Here is a 15,915-nt window from a genome sequence, read left to right on the forward strand (position 1 = left end):
TATGACGATAAATAGTGGAATGGGAGTATTCTCGGTTATTGGTTGAAGTATACCCATACCCGGAAAGAGTTACTCCTTATTTGCCGTGTGGTTAGGTGTTTTATATCAGTAAGAGTATGGGGTTTACAGTGCCGTGAAAAGACTCATAATTTTTATAAAGCGACCGTACTCACTATGGGTAATGATAAATATCAATGATAGATAAAGTTATCTTATTATTTGATTTATATCAAATTACCTTTGGCTACAGCCTCTAAGGTGGCAGACATCGAAATGAATATCAGAGGTGTCTATGAGTCACTCATCTGCCCCCGAAAGGGCTACTGGAGCTGTCATTACAGATTGGCGACCGGAAGATCCTGCGTTCTGGCAACAACGTGGTCAACGTATTGCCAGCCGCAACCTGTGGATTTCCGTTCCCTGTCTGCTGCTGGCATTTTGCGTATGGATGCTGTTCAGTGCTGTTGCGGTAAACTTACCAAAAGTCGGCTTTAATTTTACGACCGATCAGCTCTTTCTGCTGACGGCGCTCCCTTCGGTTTCCGGGGCGCTATTACGTGTTCCATACTCCTTTATGGTTCCAATCTTCGGTGGTCGTCGCTGGACGGCGTTTAGTACCGGTATTCTGATTATTCCTTGCGTCTGGCTGGGTTTTGCCGTGCAGGATACCTCCACGCCATATAGCGTTTTCATTATCATTTCTCTGCTGTGCGGCTTTGCTGGCGCTAACTTTGCATCCAGTATGGCAAACATCAGTTTCTTCTTTCCGAAGCAGAAGCAGGGTGGTGCGCTGGGTCTGAATGGCGGCCTGGGTAACATGGGCGTCAGCGTTATGCAACTGGTTGCCCCGCTGGTGGTATCACTGTCTATTTTCGCTGCGTTTGGTAGCCAGGGTGTAACACAACCGGATGGCACCGAGCTGTATCTGGCTAACGCATCCTGGGTGTGGGTGCCGTTCCTTGCCATCTTCACCATTGCCGCATGGTTTGGCATGAACGACCTTGCTACCTCGAAAGCGTCCATCAAAGAGCAGTTGCCGGTACTCAAACGTGGGCATCTGTGGATTATGAGCCTGCTGTATCTGGCCACCTTCGGTTCCTTTATCGGCTTCTCCGCGGGCTTTGCTATGCTGTCGAAAACGCAGTTCCCGGATGTGCAAATTCTGCAATACGCGTTTTTCGGACCGTTTATTGGCGCACTGGCACGTTCCGCAGGGGGCGCATTGTCTGACCGTCTGGGCGGTACACGCGTAACTCTGGTGAACTTTGTGCTGATGGCGATTTTCAGTGGGCTGCTATTCCTCACTCTGCCGACTGACGGGCAAGGCGGAAGCTTTATGGCGTTCTTCGCAGTCTTCCTGGCGTTGTTCCTGACGGCAGGGCTGGGTAGCGGTTCCACCTTCCAGATGATTTCCGTGATCTTCCGTAAACTGACGATGGATCGCGTGAAAGCTGAAGGGGGATCTGACGAACGTGCAATGCGCGAAGCGGCAACCGATACCGCAGCGGCACTGGGCTTTATCTCTGCGATTGGCGCTATTGGCGGCTTCTTCATCCCGAAAGCTTTCGGTAGCTCGTTGGCATTGACAGGTTCGCCAGTCGGCGCAATGAAAGTATTTTTGATTTTCTATATCGCCTGCGTGGTGATCACCTGGGCGGTATATGGTCGGCATTCTAAAAAATAAATCGTAATATTTGATTATCCTTTGCGCGGCGTAATGCCGCGCCTTTTTTATTGTTGTGTTAGTTACAACATCCTTAAAAAGCGTGATTTATTTTTAACGGATTTAAATAAGCGCTATTTATATATCATCCCAGGGGGATACTCCCTAATACCCAACTGTATAAAAATCTGAAACCATAAAATAAACGAGAAGAAAATATCCTTTATATAACATGCTATTAGGTTAACTTTATCTGTTATCCGAAAGGAGTATCTTAGGAATTTACTTTATTTTTCATCCCCATCACTCTTGATCGTTATCAATTCTCACGCCGTTTCAGAGCGTTACCTTCACATTAAACATTAGCAATGTCGATTTATCAGAGAGCCGACAGGCTCCCACAGGAGAAAACCGATGAGTAAATTCCTGGACCGGTTTCGCTACTTCAAACAGAAGGGTGAAACTTTTGCCGATGGGCATGGCCAGCTTCTCGATACCAACCGGGACTGGGAGGATGGATATCGCCAGCGTTGGCAACATGACAAAATTGTCCGTTCTACCCACGGGGTAAACTGCACCGGCTCCTGTAGCTGGAAAATCTACGTTAAAAACGGTCTGGTCACCTGGGAAACCCAGCAGACTGACTATCCGCGTACCCGCCCGGATCTCCCCAACCATGAACCTCGTGGCTGCCCGCGCGGCGCCAGCTATTCCTGGTATCTCTACAGCGCCAACCGTCTGAAATATCCAATGATGCGCAAGCGCCTGATGAAAATGTGGCGTGAAGCAAAAGCGCAGCATAGCGATCCGGTTGAGGCGTGGGCTTCCATCATTGAAGACGCCGATAAAGCGAAAAGCTTTAAGCAGGCGCGTGGACGCGGTGGTTTTGTTCGTTCTTCCTGGCAGGAAGTGAACGAACTGATCGCCGCATCTAACGTTTACACCATCAAAAACTACGGTCCGGACCGTGTCGCTGGCTTCTCGCCAATTCCGGCAATGTCGATGGTTTCTTACGCATCAGGTGCCCGTTATCTTTCTCTGATTGGTGGTACTTGCTTGAGTTTTTATGACTGGTATTGCGACTTGCCGCCAGCGTCTCCGCAAACCTGGGGCGAGCAGACTGACGTACCAGAATCTGCTGACTGGTATAACTCCAGCTACATCATCGCCTGGGGTTCTAACGTTCCGCAAACTCGTACCCCGGACGCTCACTTCTTTACCGAAGTGCGTTACAAAGGGACTAAAACTGTTGCCGTAACGCCGGACTATGCTGAAATCGCTAAACTGTGCGATCTGTGGCTGGCGCCGAAACAAGGCACCGACGCGGCGATGGCGCTGGCCATGGGCCACGTGATGTTGCGTGAATTCCACCTCGATAATCCAAGCCAGTATTTCACTGACTATGTGCGTCGCTACACCGACATGCCAATGCTGGTGATGCTGGAAGAACGCGACGGCTACTATGCAGCAGGCCGTATGCTGCGCGCTGCCGATCTGGTTGATGCGCTGGGCCAGGAAAACAACCCGGAATGGAAAACTGTCGCCTTTAATACCAATGGCGAAATGGTTGCGCCGAACGGTTCTATTGGCTTCCGCTGGGGCGAGAAGGGTAAATGGAACCTTGAGCAGCGCGACGGTAAAACTGGTGAAGAAACCGAGCTGCAACTGAGTCTTCTCGGTAGCCAGGACGAAATCGCTGAAGTGGGCTTCCCGTATTTTGGCGGCGACGGCACTGAGCACTTCAACAAAGTGGAACTGGAAAACGTGCTGCTGCACAAGCTGCCGGTGAAACGCCTGCAACTGGCTGATGGTAGCTCCGCCCTGGTGACCACTGTTTATGATCTGACGCTGGCGAACTATGGTCTGGAACGCGGCCTGAACGATGTTAACTGCGCGACCAGCTATGACGACGTGAAAGCCTACACCCCGGCGTGGGCCGAGCAGATCACCGGCGTTTCTCGCAGCCAGATTATCCGCATTGCCCGTGAATTTGCTGACAACGCCGATAAAACTCATGGTCGTTCGATGATTATCGTCGGTGCGGGCCTGAACCACTGGTATCACCTCGATATGAACTATCGCGGTCTGATCAACATGCTGATTTTCTGTGGCTGTGTCGGTCAGAGCGGTGGCGGCTGGGCGCACTATGTAGGTCAGGAAAAACTGCGTCCGCAAACCGGCTGGCAGCCGCTGGCGTTTGCCCTTGACTGGCAGCGTCCGGCGCGTCACATGAACAGCACCTCTTATTTCTATAACCACTCCAGCCAGTGGCGTTATGAAACCGTGACTGCGGAAGAGCTGCTGTCGCCGATGGCGGATAAATCCCGCTACACAGGGCATTTGATCGACTTCAACGTCCGTGCGGAACGTATGGGCTGGTTGCCGTCTGCGCCGCAGTTAGGCACTAACCCGCTGACTATTGCTCGCGAAGCAGAAAAAGCCGGGATGAATCCGGTGGATTACACCGTCAAGTCACTGAAAGAAGGTTCAATTCGCTTTGCGGCAGAACAGCCGGAAAACGGTAAAAACCACCCGCGTAACTTGTTCATCTGGCGTTCCAACCTGCTGGGTTCTTCCGGTAAAGGTCATGAGTTTATGCTCAAGTATTTGCTGGGGACGGAACACGGTATCCAGGGCAAAGATCTGGGACAGCAGGGCGGCGTGAAGCCGGAAGAAGTGGACTGGCAGGACAACGGTCTGGAAGGCAAGCTGGATCTGGTGGTGACGCTGGATTTCCGTCTGTCGAGCACCTGTCTCTATTCTGACATCATTTTGCCGACCGCGACCTGGTACGAAAAAGACGATATGAATACTTCGGATATGCATCCGTTTATTCATCCGCTGTCTGCGGCGGTCGATCCGGCCTGGGAAGCGAAAAGCGACTGGGAAATCTACAAAGCCATCGCGAAGAAATTCTCCGAGGTGTGCGTTGGTCATCTGGGTAAAGAAACCGACATCGTCACGCTGCCAATCCAGCACGACTCTGCCGCTGAACTGGCGCAGCCGCTGGATGTGAAAGACTGGAAAAAAGGTGAATGTGACCTGATCCCAGGTAAAACCGCACCGCACATTATGGTGGTGGAACGTGATTATCCGGCAACTTACGAACGCTTTACCTCTATCGGCCCGCTGATGGAGAAAATCGGTAACGGCGGTAAAGGGATTGCCTGGAACACCCAGAGCGAGATGGATCTGCTGCGTAAGCTTAACTACACCAAGGCAGAGGGTCCGGCGAAAGGCCAGCCGATGCTCAACACCGCAATTGATGCCGCAGAGATGATCCTGACGCTGGCGCCAGAAACCAACGGTCAGGTGGCAGTGAAAGCGTGGGCGGCGCTGAGCGAGTTTACGGGGCGCGACCATACACATCTGGCGCGGCATAAAGAGGACGAAAAGATCCGCTTCCGCGATATTCAGGCGCAGCCGCGCAAAATTATCTCCAGCCCGACCTGGTCAGGTCTGGAAGATGAACACGTTTCTTACAACGCCGGTTACACCAACGTTCATGAGCTGATCCCATGGCGTACGCTCTCTGGCCGTCAGCAGTTGTATCAGGATCATCAGTGGATGCGTGATTTCGGTGAAAGCCTGCTGGTTTATCGTCCGCCGATCGACACCCGTTCGGTGAAAGAGGTGATGGGACAGAAATCCAACGGTAACCCGGAAAAAGCGCTGAACTTCCTGACGCCGCACCAGAAGTGGGGGATCCACTCCACTTACAGCGACAACCTGCTGATGCTGACTCTGGGTCGAGGCGGTCCGGTGGTCTGGCTGAGCGAAGCTGATGCCAAAGAGCTGGGGATTGCCGACAACGACTGGATTGAAGTCTTCAACAGCAACGGTGCGCTGACTGCCCGTGCAGTTGTCAGCCAGCGTGTTCCGGCAGGGATGACCATGATGTACCACGCGCAGGAACGTATCGTTAACCTGCCAGGTTCGGAAATCACGCAACAGCGTGGCGGTATCCATAACTCGGTCACCCGTATCACGCCGAAACCGACGCATATGATCGGTGGCTATGCCCACCTGGCATACGGCTTTAACTACTACGGCACCGTAGGTTCTAACCGCGATGAGTTTGTTGTAGTGCGTAAGATGAAGAACATTGATTGGTTAGATGGCGAAGGCAATGACCAGGTACAGGAGAGCGTAAAATGAAAATTCGTTCACAAGTCGGCATGGTGCTGAATCTCGATAAGTGCATCGGCTGTCACACCTGTTCAGTGACCTGTAAAAACGTCTGGACCAGCCGTGAAGGCGTGGAGTACGCGTGGTTCAATAACGTTGAAACCAAGCCGGGCCAGGGTTTCCCTACTGACTGGGAAAACCAGGAAAAATACAAAGGCGGCTGGATCCGTAAAATCAATGGCAAGCTGCAACCGCGCATGGGTAACCGTGCCATGTTGCTGGGTAAAATCTTCGCTAACCCGCATCTGCCGGGAATCGACGATTATTACGAGCCGTTTGATTTTGACTATCAAAATCTGCATACCGCGCCGGAAGGCAGCAAATCGCAGCCGATTGCTCGTCCACGTTCGCTGATTACCGGCGAACGGATGGCGAAAATTGAAAAAGGGCCGAACTGGGAAGATGACCTGGGCGGTGAGTTTGACAAACTGGCGAAAGACAAGAACTTCGACAACATTCAGAAGGCGATGTATAGCCAGTTTGAAAACACCTTCATGATGTATTTGCCGCGCCTGTGCGAACACTGTCTGAACCCGGCATGTGTGGCGACCTGCCCGAGCGGTGCGATTTACAAGCGTGAAGAAGATGGCATCGTACTGATCGATCAGGACAAATGTCGTGGCTGGCGTATGTGCATCACCGGATGCCCGTACAAAAAAATCTACTTCAACTGGAAGAGTGGTAAGTCAGAGAAATGTATCTTCTGCTACCCGCGTATTGAAGCCGGTCAGCCGACGGTGTGTTCAGAAACCTGTGTCGGTCGTATCCGTTATCTCGGCGTGCTGCTGTACGATGCTGACGCCATTGAACGTGCGGCCAGCACCGAGAACGAGAAAGATCTCTACCAGCGTCAACTGGAAGTGTTCCTCGATCCGAACGATCCGAAAGTCATCGAGCAGGCGATCAAAGACGGTATTCCGCTGAGCGTTATTGAAGCCGCCCAGCAGTCGCCGGTCTATAAAATGGCGATGGAATGGAAACTGGCGCTGCCGCTGCACCCGGAATATCGCACACTGCCGATGGTCTGGTACGTGCCGCCTCTGTCTCCGATTCAATCTGCGGCAGATGCGGGCGAGTTGGGCAGCAACGGTATTCTGCCGGACGTCGAAAGTCTGCGTATTCCGGTACAGTATCTGGCAAACCTGTTGACCGCAGGGGATACCAAACCGGTACTGCGCGCGCTGAAACGCATGCTGGCGATGCGTCATTACAAACGTGCTGAAACCGTTGACGGCAAGGTTGATACCCGTGCGCTGGAAGAGGTTGGCCTGACCGAAGCTCAGGCTCAGGAGATGTATCGCTATCTGGCGATTGCTAACTACGAAGATCGCTTTGTGGTGCCGAGCAGCCATCGCGAACTGGCGCGTGAAGCTTTCCCGGAGAAAAATGGCTGCGGCTTTACTTTTGGCGACGGCTGCCACGGTTCAGATACGAAGTTCAATCTGTTCAATAGCCGCCGTATCGACGCCATTGATGTGACCAGCAAAACGGAGCCGCATCCATGATCGAACTCGTGATTGTTTCACGTCTCCTTGAATACCCGGATGCTGCCTTGTGGCAGCATCAACAAGAGGTGTTCGAGGCTATTGCCGGAGCGGAAAATTTGTCGAAAGAAGATGCCCATGCACTGGGCATTTTCCTGCGCGATTTAACGGCCATGGATCCGCTGGATGCTCAGGCGCAGTACAGTGAACTGTTTGATCGCGGTCGCGCAACGTCGCTGCTGTTGTTCGAGCATGTTCACGGCGAATCTCGCGATCGCGGTCAGGCGATGGTGGATTTACTGGCGCAGTACGAACAGCACGGCTTGCAGTTAAACAGCCGTGAACTGCCGGACCATCTGCCACTGTATCTGGAGTATCTGGCGCAGTTGCCGAAAAGCGAAGCGATAAGCGGCTTACAGGATATCGCGCCGATTCTGGCGTTGCTGTGTGCGCGCCTGCAACAGCGTGAAAGCCGCTATGCAGTGTTGTTCGAGCTGTTGCTCAAACTGGCGAATACCGCTATCGACAGCGATAAAGTGGCGGAAAAAATTGCTGACGAAGCACGCGATGACACACCGCAGGCGCTGGATGCCGTCTGGGAAGAAGAGCAGGTCAAGTTCTTTGCTGACAAAGGCTGCGCTGATTCGGCAATCACTGCCCATCAACGTCGCTTTGCGGGTGCCGTCGCGCCGCAATATCTGAATATCACCACCGGAGGACAGCACTAATGCAATTCCTGAATATGTTCTTCTTTGATATCTACCCGTACATTGCCGGGGCGGTCTTCCTGATTGGTAGCTGGCTGCGCTATGACTACGGGCAGTACACCTGGCGTGCGGCTTCGAGCCAGATGCTGGATCGTAAAGGGATGAACCTGGCGTCTAACCTGTTCCATATCGGGATTTTGGGGATTTTCGTCGGTCACTTCCTCGGTATGTTGACGCCTCACTGGGTTTACGAAGCGTGGCTGCCGATTGAAGTGAAACAAAAAATGGCCATGTTTGCGGGCGGCGCCAGCGGCGTGCTGTGCCTGATTGGCGGCGTACTGCTGCTGAAACGTCGTTTGACCAGCCCACGCGTGCGTGCAACGACTACTGGGGCAGATATTCTGATCCTGACGCTGCTCGTTATCCAGTGCGCGCTGGGTCTGCTGACCATCCCGTTCTCCGCCCAGCATATGGACGGTAGCGAGATGATGAAGCTGGTTGGTTGGGCGCAGGCCGTCGTGACATTCCACGGTGGCGCTTCACAACACCTTGATGGCGTCGCGTTTATCTTCCGTTTGCATCTGGTGCTGGGGATGACGCTGTTCCTGTTGTTCCCGTTCTCTCGTCTGGTGCACATCTGGAGCGTGCCGGTTGAGTATCTGACGCGTAAGTATCAACTGGTGCGTGCTCGCCACTAAGTCTGGAAAATCAGTCGTCTGGCGCGAAACACCAACGCGCCAGATGCGCTACGCTTATCTGGCCTACAGAATTCTGCAATGTATTTAATTAGCAAATTTTTGTAGGCCGGATAAGGCGTTCACGCCGCATCCGGCATAACGCAACGTACATTGTCAGCCTGCTGAAATTGCCGGTTACACACTGCCGATTTTTCGGATTGTAGGGAAACGCACCTCATCTATATGATTGGTCCACCTCTGGAGCAGTGAAGGGGCACTGACCGTGGATCTACCAAATCAACCGACGATCTCCACAGCATTAAAAATAATTGCCACGGGGATCGCCTTACCCCCTGATAAAATCACCTCACAACAACTGGATGTTCGGTTAAATAAACCTGCGGGATATGTTGAACGACGTTCCGGCATTTGCTGGCGCTATTTTGCCAGTAACGACGCCAGTCAGGCCGAACTGGCGGCAGACGCTTTGCATAATGCGTTGTCTGCCGCTGCATTAAACCCCGGTGATATTGACTTGTTAATTTGCGCGTCAGCGATTGCCGTACAAGCATTGCCCTGTAGCGCAATTCATATTCTTAAAGCGGCTAAAATGCCAGCGGGTGTTGCCGGATTCGATATCAACAGCAGTTGCGTCAGTTTTATCTCCGCTCTGGAAGTCGCTGCCGGGTTATTAAACTGCGGGGCGTATCGACGAATTGCTATCGTCTCAGCGGATATCTCTTCACGTGGTATCGACTGGAATCATGAAGAGTCGTCATTAATTTTTGGTGATGGCGCAGCGTGCGCGATTGTCGAGCAGGGCAATGGTCGCAGCGGGATTATCGCCAGTCTGATTGAAATGTATCCCGAAGGCAGCGAACTGTGTGAAATTCGTGCTGGCGGCACGCGGTGTAATCCTCGTTCAGGCGTCAGTGATAGCGACTTCCTTTTTCATATGCAGGGGAAGCCGCTGTTTCGCTTTGCCTCTTCGCTTATCGAAGACTATTTTTCTCGCTTGCTGCAAAAAAGTGGCCTGCAACTGGCTGATATCGGCACGGTTGTCCCGCATCAGGCCAGTCATCTTTCCCTTGAACATATGCGTAAACGGCTGCGAGTGCCTGAGTTTGCGCTCATTGATATCTACCGTTTCTACGGTAATCAGGTTGCTGCATCTATACCCACGGCGCTGCATGAAGCGGTGATTAGCGGTCGTTTCACTGCGGATAAACCTGCGATGTTGATTGGCACGGCGGCGGGATTAACGCTGGCAGGCATGGTGCTTTTACCGTGAAAATCTTCGTGACGGGGGCGACCAGCGGCCTGGGGCGCAATGCCGTACAATTCTTGCTGGAATCGGGTGTTTCGGTGGTGGCAACAGGGCGAAATCGTGAGGTTGGCGAAAGCCTGACAAGCGCAGGCGCGAAATTTGTGGCTCTCGATTTAACTCAGGCTTTTGAGGAAGATTGCGCCCGGTTGATGGAAGGCTGCGATGCCGTCTGGCACTGTGCGGCAAAGTCCTCGCCCTGGGGGGATAAAACCACATTTTGGCAAGCTAACGTCAGGGCCACGAACATGCTGGCACAGACAGCAGGCAGGTTGCGTATTCCCCGGTTTATCCATATCTCCACGCCCGCGGTGTATTTTGATTTTCAGCATCATTATGACCTGCAAGAAACGTATCTTGCCCGGGCATTCTCCAGCTATTACGCCAGCAGCAAATACGCTGCTGAGCAGGCTATTGCCGGGGTGGTATCTCAATATCCGACCACAACGTTTATTCTTTTACGTCCGCGCGGTCTTTTTGGTCCGTATGACAATGTGATTGTTCCTCGTTTGATGCGGCAGCTGCAACAAGGCGGCGGCCTTCTACGTTTACCGCGCGGTGGTGAAGCGTTATTGGATCTCACGTTCGTGCAAAACGTGGTGTATGCCATGCAACTGGCAACGCAAGTTGAAGGATTACGCTCGGGCAGTATTTACAACATCAGCAATCATCAGCCGCAGCCGTTATCTGTGATGCTTGACGCCTTGCTGCGCCAGCAACTGGGCTTGAGTTACCACATTGCTGCCGTTCCCTGGCCGTTGCTTTCTCTGGTCGCGCGCAGCCTGGAACTGTACGGGAAATGTGTTAATCAGGAGCCTGTGATCACGCGTTACAGTGCCGGAACACTCTGTTTTGATATGACGCTGAGCGCGCAAAAGGCCATTGCAGAGCTGGGATATCGTCCGCGTTTTTCGATGGAGCAAGGTATTGCAATCACAGGACAGTGGCTGAGGGAACATGGCAAAAATAACCGTATTTGAAACGGGCTGGTGCACCCATATTGGCTGTATTGCGCTGAAAGGGGCAGGGCTGAAGGTGTGTAAATTCCCCGCCCGCGCCTGGCTGCTGGAAGTGGGGGAGAAACGCTGGCTGTGGGACAGCGGCTATTCTTCGTGGTTCGAACATTACACACAATCCGGCGTATTTCGTCTTTATCGCCAGATCACACCAGTTCATTTTGAACCGCAACAGGCGCTGGTGCGGCAACTTTTTGCGCATGGTCTCGCAGCGAAAGATATTGATGCGATTATTCTGTCGCATTTTCATGCCGATCATATTGCTGGTCTGCGCGATTTCCCTGATGTCGCCTGCATCTGTTCTGCTGAAGGCTGGCGGCAAGTAAGCACTCTGCGCGGCATCTCTGCGCTGCGCCAGGCCTTTGTGCCAGCGCTGCTCCCGGAGAATTTCGCGTCCTCATTGCGCTTTATTGAACGTTTCGCATCGGTGAATTTGCCCTCTGAACTGGCACCGTTTGAGCGCGGCTATTTGCTGCCAGAAAGCCATGGCGAAATTATCCTCGTACCGCTTCCTGGCCATGCTGCCGGACATATTGGCGCGTTTGTGCAGACAGATGACGGCTGGGTTTTACTGGCTGGCGATGCCGCATGGGCGCCGGCTAACTACCAGGAACTACGCGGACCTTCACCGCTGGCGCATCTGGTTATGTCGGACAGCCACGCTTACTACCACACGCTTGGCCAATTACATCAGCTTTGGCAAAACGGCGCGGTAGAGATTCGATTGTGCCACGAGGGGGATTTATGATCCCGTTGACGCTGCTCTGGCGCTACTTTCGTACCCGCAGGCTGCATTTCTCCGATCGTCAGGCGCTGGAAAACTGGCAGGCCAAAAGGTTGCATCTATTTCGGCAAAACGTCTTATCTCAAAGTCCGTGGTTTCAGCGTTATCTGGCGTTGCCCTTTAACCAGTGGCCGTTGATGGGTAAAGCGTTAATGATGACGCATTTCGATGAGATGAATACCGCAGGTTTAAAGCGCGACGAACTTCTCGCGTGTGCAATGCGCAGTGAGCAGAGCCGTGATTTCAAACCTTGCATCGGCAAGTTCAGCGTCGGGCTTTCATCAGGGACATCCGGGTGTCGCGGACTTTTTGTTGTGAGCCCGCATGAGCAACAAATTTGGGCCGTGGGTGTGCTGGCAAAAGTGTTGCCCGACGGTTTATTTGCCAGAGAGCGGGTGGCACTATTTTTGCGTGCGGACAACAACCTCTATCAACGTGTGAATAATCGCTGGTTAAGTCTCGATTTTTACGATCTGCTAGCGCCATTTCAGGCGCAACTCAAACGTCTGCAACAGCAGACGCCCACGATTATTGTCGCACCTGCCCAGGTATTACGCGCGCTGGCGCTGGCGGTGATGGCCGGCGAATTGACGCTAAAGGTCAAAAAAGTGATTTCGGTGGCGGAAGTTCTGGAGCCGCAGGATCGGGAATTATTGCGCAACGTGTTCCACAATGTGGGGGAAATTTATCAGGCGACAGAAGGCTTTCTTGCGTCCACCTGCCGCTGTGGAACGTTACATCTCAACGAAGAGTTTGTTCACATTGAACCGCAATGGCTGGATGAACGCCGTTTCGTGCCAGTCATCACTGACTTTACCCGCACCACACAGCCGATAGTGCGTTATCGACTGGATGATGTGCTGGTGGCAAGCGAACAACCATGCCCCTGTGGCAGTGCAACAATGGCGATTGCGCGTATCGAAGGGCGGCAGGATGACCAACTGCAACTACCAACAAGATCCGGCGATATTCAGACCGTTTTTGCCGATGCCTGTAGTCGTGTGCTGGCAATGACACTGCCGCTAACGACGGATTATCGCCTGCTACAAACCGGGGCAACGCAGTTGACGTTAATAGCAGATTGCGAACGGGATATGCTGGAACATTGCCGGGAGGCGTTGAATGTTTTGTTTATGCGCCAGAATATCGCTGTTGAGCAATTGATATGGTCGCTGGAATCGCAACCAGTTCCAGTCGCTTTTGCAGCCAAGCGGCGGCGGATTGTGCGTCAGTGGGGGCGGGCATGAGCAATCTACTGCTACGCCTGAAACAGATGCTGCTGGGCTGGGGAACTGTAGGGGTTATCTACAACTTTAGCGACTATCTGCAAGGTGAGGGATATCAATTAACGCCTTCCGTAATTGATAATTTAATTGCGTTTTCACCCTCTGCCGTGTGGCTGTATCTCTCGTTTTTTTTCATTGTGCCATTAGGTTATTTATCCACGCCACTTTGCCACCTGCGCTGGCTGGCCCGTTCAATGCAAATTTCCGCACTGGTGGCAGGCGTATTTTATCTTCTCTGGCCCACAACCATGCATTATCCCTCGTTTGATCAGATGGGGATATCCGCGGGCGCACTCAACAGGCTGATCGCCATTGACTCAAGCCAGAACTGTTTTCCCTCCTTACACGCGGCGCTAACGCTGTTGGCGGTATGGGCGATTGCTAAAAAGGGGAACCGTTGGCTGACGCTGATGAGCGTGGTCTGGGCGATAGCCATCGCCTTTTCGATTCTGCAATTACGCAGACATTTATTTATCGATTTAGTAGGCGGCGCGTTGCTGGCGTCGGGTTGCGGTTGGATAGCTGCGCGGCTGGATATGCGCAACAAGCAGGAAAGGAAAACGAATCATGAGTGATTTATTAATTCCCATCATCCTGATGGTGTTATTTGTGTTAGCCGAAGCAGGCGTGTTGCAATTTACCGGACGGCAAAAAATTGACTGGCTGGACGTTATTTTTAATATCAACTCGGGACAGATGATGCTGTGGTTATTTCGTTGCCTGGAAGTGCTCTGTTATAGCCTGGTGATTAATCATTTCAGCTTTGGGATTTTTGATCATGCTCCGGTGATTTTGTTGTGGCTATTTACTCTGCTGGCGTGGGATTTCGGCTTTTACTGGCTGCATCGCTGGCATCACGAAATGCGCCCGCTGTGGGCGGTACATGTGGTGCATCATCAGGGGGAACATTATAACCTGTCATTAGGCGTGCGTAATTCGTGGTACTCCTCGCTAACCTCAATCCCGTTTTTTATGCTGCTGGCGGTGCTTGGTGTGCCGTTGCAGGTTTTTTTGACGGTTTCTATTATTCACTACAGTTGGCAATTTTTTAATCATAACGCGCTAACGCCGAAACTGGGCTGGCTGGAGAAAGTGCTGATCACGCCTTCGCATCATCGGATTCATCACCTGAATGAAAAGCAATACGCAGACACTAATTACGGCGGTACCTTTTTGTGGTGGGATAAACTTTTCGGATCGTTTAGCACTGGACCGGATTATGCCAGTGTTGCTTTCGGTGTGAAGAATAGTCATTTGTCATGTAATCCGATGCGTGAAAGCAATTTGCCCTTTTTACGCTTAATGGGCTTACGCTCTTTTGGTCAGGTTATTGAACGCCAATATCAGAGTTCACCGTGGGCCGTTGGGGGCGGGGTGATTCTGCTGTTTATGTTGGTGCTTGGGTATATTCAGCAATATGGCTACGCTATTGAATTTATAACCAGGGAACAGGTCGTATTATTTTTGTTGCTGGTAGTGGGGTCGGTGGCATTAGGCGGCATCAGTGATGGGCAGCGTTGGGGGATGATTCTTTGGGTATCTGTGACGTTGTCACTACTTTATTTTGTTCTTTATATGTGCTCATGGAGCACTTTACTCTGGAAGGGCGTCGCGGGCGTTTTGCTGGTGCATTGCGTGTTATTTGTGGCTGGTATAGGCCGTAAGCCGCTAAGGAAACGCTATGAACCTGTTTAATCCCGACAGGTTAATCATTTTTCCTGCCGATGATCCGCAGCTGGTGAAACAGCTGCAAAACGATACGAAAGTTTATCTGGCGAAATCAGGCGATCATCGGTATGCCGACGGCTGGGCATTCACCAAAATGGCGGTGCTGGTTATTGCTTGTTTCTCCTGTTATTTACTGGCGTTGTCTCAGCATCAGTGGGGACTGTATTTATTGTGGTATCTGGCGATGATGTTTTGCGCTATGTTGCTGGCAGTAAATGTTGTACACGACGCTTCGCACGATGCGTTTCTGCGCGGTAAAAAGGCCAATGTCTGGCTTAACCGATTGGTTGCGTTCCCGATAGGGCTTGATCCTGACTGCTGGCGGGTGCGCCATGTTCGCTTTCATCACGGCTTTACTAATATTGAATTTTACGATCCTGACACCGCAGAAAATGGCATTCTTCGCCAGACTCCGTGGCAACGGTGGCGACCGTTTATGCGTCAGCAACATCGCTACTGGCCGCTGGTCGCGGCGCTCACCTTTCCCTGGTATATATGGGTGGTGGACTGGTTCGATCGCGCAGGCGTTACGCCGGTAACGCGTCATCTGTCTCTGCGTGGTTTTGCTGGCTGGTGGTATTTTTTAGTCGGTAAGCTGGCGCATGGAGCAATGTGTTTGATACTACCTTTTTGGCTGCTGTCTGGTGTATTCAACTTTATGACCATTTTGCTGACGTATCTGCTAAGTCAAATGCTCTCTTCACTGGTCTTCGTCATGTTGATTATTGGTACGCACTGGGCGAAGGGATATACGCAATTACCGCCTGATACAGGCAAAATGGCGAAAGGGCGGCTGGCGCATACTTTCTCCACGACCTTTGACTGGACGCCACATCCAGCATGGCTTGGCTACTGGCTGGGCGGGATTAATTTGCATCTTACTCATCATCTTTTCCCTCACTGGCATCATCGCCATTACCCTGCGTTAAGTCGCATTATTGCAGGTATCGCCCGGCAAAAAGGGCTGGATTATCGGTTGTTAACGTTAGCGGATTTGTTGAGGCTACAGCAGCAGTTTTTACGGCGAATGGGGGAAAAGCCGAAGGAGTGAGAATGGA

12 protein-coding genes are annotated in these 15,915 nt (G+C 52.2%); all 12 read left to right on the plus strand.

Going from position 1 to position 15,915, the window contains the following annotated elements:
• The first annotated feature begins 292 nt into the window (after positions 1-292).
• The 12 genes from narK to PS053_RS01680 all read left to right on the plus strand — a co-directional run bounded on the left by narK (position 293) and on the right by PS053_RS01680 (position 15,908).
• On the plus strand, positions 293-1,684 hold the full coding sequence (gene narK, locus PS053_RS01625) for a nitrate transporter NarK (RefSeq protein WP_000019811.1): 1,392 nt from the start codon (positions 293-295) through the stop codon (positions 1,682-1,684).
• 393 nt (positions 1,685-2,077) lie between these two features.
• Positions 2,078-5,821, plus strand: a complete 3,744-nt coding sequence (locus PS053_RS01630) for a nitrate reductase subunit alpha (protein ID WP_000032864.1) — start codon at positions 2,078-2,080, stop codon at positions 5,819-5,821.
• Complete coding sequence (narH, locus tag PS053_RS01635) at positions 5,818-7,356, plus strand: nitrate reductase subunit beta (protein WP_000702660.1); 1,539 nt, start codon at positions 5,818-5,820, stop codon at positions 7,354-7,356. Before PS053_RS01630 ends, narH begins: the two co-directional genes overlap by 4 nt.
• A complete protein-coding gene (narJ, locus tag PS053_RS01640; RefSeq protein ID WP_000571711.1) occupies positions 7,353-8,063 on the plus strand; it encodes a nitrate reductase molybdenum cofactor assembly chaperone in 711 nt (236 codons plus the stop codon). Before narH ends, narJ begins: the two co-directional genes overlap by 4 nt.
• On the plus strand, positions 8,063-8,740 hold the full coding sequence (gene narI / locus PS053_RS01645; protein WP_001160123.1) for a respiratory nitrate reductase subunit gamma: 678 nt from the start codon (positions 8,063-8,065) through the stop codon (positions 8,738-8,740). Before narJ ends, narI begins: the two co-directional genes overlap by 1 nt.
• 262 nt (positions 8,741-9,002) lie before the next feature.
• Positions 9,003-10,010 (plus strand): 3-oxoacyl-[acyl-carrier-protein] synthase III C-terminal domain-containing protein, encoded by a 1,008-nt coding sequence (locus PS053_RS01650; protein WP_149452122.1) that lies wholly within the window; start codon positions 9,003-9,005, stop codon positions 10,008-10,010.
• Positions 10,007-11,023, plus strand: coding sequence for an NAD-dependent epimerase/dehydratase family protein (locus tag PS053_RS01655; RefSeq protein ID WP_256879160.1), 1,017 nt, complete (start codon positions 10,007-10,009; stop codon positions 11,021-11,023). The genes PS053_RS01650 and PS053_RS01655 overlap by 4 nt, the downstream gene beginning before the upstream one ends.
• Complete coding sequence (locus tag PS053_RS01660; protein ID WP_059216608.1) at positions 11,001-11,807, plus strand: MBL fold metallo-hydrolase; 807 nt, start codon at positions 11,001-11,003, stop codon at positions 11,805-11,807. The genes PS053_RS01655 and PS053_RS01660 overlap by 23 nt, the downstream gene beginning before the upstream one ends.
• Positions 11,804-13,090 carry a F390 synthetase-related protein gene (locus PS053_RS01665; protein WP_137648509.1) on the plus strand — a complete coding sequence of 429 codons (1,287 nt, stop codon included), beginning with the start codon at positions 11,804-11,806 and terminating at the stop codon, positions 13,088-13,090. Before PS053_RS01660 ends, PS053_RS01665 begins: the two co-directional genes overlap by 4 nt.
• Complete coding sequence (locus tag PS053_RS01670; protein WP_059218382.1) at positions 13,087-13,704, plus strand: phosphatase PAP2 family protein; 618 nt, start codon at positions 13,087-13,089, stop codon at positions 13,702-13,704. Before PS053_RS01665 ends, PS053_RS01670 begins: the two co-directional genes overlap by 4 nt.
• The gene (locus tag PS053_RS01675; RefSeq protein ID WP_149540882.1) at positions 13,697-14,824 is read left to right on the plus strand and encodes a sterol desaturase family protein; all 1,128 of its coding nucleotides are present in this window, start codon (positions 13,697-13,699) and stop codon (positions 14,822-14,824) included. Before PS053_RS01670 ends, PS053_RS01675 begins: the two co-directional genes overlap by 8 nt.
• Positions 14,811-15,908 (plus strand): fatty acid desaturase family protein, encoded by a 1,098-nt coding sequence (locus tag PS053_RS01680; protein ID WP_059224754.1) that lies wholly within the window; start codon positions 14,811-14,813, stop codon positions 15,906-15,908. Before PS053_RS01675 ends, PS053_RS01680 begins: the two co-directional genes overlap by 14 nt.
• The last annotated feature ends 7 nt before the right edge of the window (positions 15,909-15,915 follow it).

The organism is Escherichia albertii (assembly GCF_028622335.1).
Taxonomy (GTDB): Bacteria; Pseudomonadota; Gammaproteobacteria; order Enterobacterales; family Enterobacteriaceae; genus Escherichia; species Escherichia albertii.

Bases quoted from the DNA above. Each gene is read 5' to 3' on its own strand.
- narK (WP_000019811.1), top strand. From the start codon at position 293: ATGAGTCACTCATCTGCCCCCGAAAGGGCTACTGGAGCTGTCATTACA.
- PS053_RS01630 (WP_000032864.1), top strand. From the start codon at position 2,078: ATGAGTAAATTCCTGGACCGGTTTCGCTACTTCAAACAGAAGGGTGAA.
- narH (WP_000702660.1), top strand. From the start codon at position 5,818: ATGAAAATTCGTTCACAAGTCGGCATGGTGCTGAATCTCGATAAGTGC.
- narJ (WP_000571711.1), top strand. From the start codon at position 7,353: ATGATCGAACTCGTGATTGTTTCACGTCTCCTTGAATACCCGGATGCT.
- narI (WP_001160123.1), top strand. From the start codon at position 8,063: ATGCAATTCCTGAATATGTTCTTCTTTGATATCTACCCGTACATTGCC.
- PS053_RS01660 (WP_059216608.1), top strand. From the start codon at position 11,001: ATGGCAAAAATAACCGTATTTGAAACGGGCTGGTGCACCCATATTGGC.
- PS053_RS01665 (WP_137648509.1), top strand. From the start codon at position 11,804: ATGATCCCGTTGACGCTGCTCTGGCGCTACTTTCGTACCCGCAGGCTG.
- PS053_RS01670 (WP_059218382.1), top strand. From the start codon at position 13,087: ATGAGCAATCTACTGCTACGCCTGAAACAGATGCTGCTGGGCTGGGGA.
- PS053_RS01675 (WP_149540882.1), top strand. From the start codon at position 13,697: ATGAGTGATTTATTAATTCCCATCATCCTGATGGTGTTATTTGTGTTA.
- PS053_RS01680 (WP_059224754.1), top strand. From the start codon at position 14,811: ATGAACCTGTTTAATCCCGACAGGTTAATCATTTTTCCTGCCGATGAT.